This window comes from Mesorhizobium sp. M1A.F.Ca.IN.020.06.1.1, from assembly GCF_004023265.1.
Classification (GTDB): Bacteria; Pseudomonadota; Alphaproteobacteria; order Rhizobiales; family Rhizobiaceae; genus Mesorhizobium.
Genome location: NZ_RZSR01001551.1, coordinates 1 through 772 on the forward strand (window position 1 = coordinate 1; position 772 = coordinate 772).

Annotated in this window: 1 protein-coding gene; it reads right to left on the reverse strand. The window is 63.9% G+C overall.

The annotated features are described in order from the left end of the window. Positions 1–75 precede the first annotated feature (75 nt). Positions 76–501, reverse strand: a complete 426-nt coding sequence (locus EOA60_RS35465) for a hypothetical protein (RefSeq protein ID WP_067319480.1) — start codon at positions 499–501, stop codon at positions 76–78. Positions 502–772: the final 271 nt, after the last annotated feature.

Here is a 772-nt window from a genome sequence, read left to right on the forward strand (position 1 = left end):
GCCCTCGGGCCAGGTCCCTCGGGCGCCAGATCGTCCCTTCCTGGTCTCGAAACGGCAGTCGCGGCCCGAAACCGCTCAGCCGTTCGGATAGTGACCGCCGTCGGCGCCGTCGCCCATCAGGAAGCCGCTGCCGGTATCGGTTCTCAGCTTCTGGTCGACATTGTCGAGACGGCGCAGCAGATCGTGATATTGCGCAGCCGGAATCCTGCCGTGATCCGAAGCGGCTACGTGCTCGGCCACCTGGCTGATGTGCGCGGCGCGCATATGCAGTTGCTGCGCTTCCGAGGCCGAGATGTCGTTTGCTTGCCGCGCGTCGGCGATGCCCTGATCCACACCCTGGACCTGCTCGATCAGGCTGGTCACCCGCGGTCCGGTGAAGTCGGTTGGATCGGTTGCGTCGAGAGCGCCCTTGTGATGTCCGGCGGCGTAGGCGCCGGCGAGCGGAGCGGCAATCAGAATCGCGGCGAGAGTTGCAGTCTTGAGAGATGTCAAAGCGCGCATGACGGCGCGTCCTCCTGCTGGGGAAGGAGCGGCCATCCCGCTCTGCTTCCGAGCTAGTGGGCCGTCCGGTTCCGTCGCGTCGCGATGGGAGGCATCGCCGGCGGTTCCCGGCCCTGCGCAGCAAATTAGGGCCTCCAAGTCGCCGAGTGTAATTAAAAAAAGATAATGTTTTCAGGCCTTGCCGGCGAGCTTCTGCGCGCTAGAGTTGAGCCTGCGAACAAATTCGCGTGAGTTCGCGTGATGCCGGATCAACGTTCGGTGAGCTTCAGTT

What these genes read in the sequence shown, in the direction of transcription:
- EOA60_RS35465 (WP_067319480.1), bottom strand. Translation starts at nt 501, where the DNA reads ATGCGCGCTTTGACATCTCTCAAGACTGCAACTCTCGCCGCGATTCTG.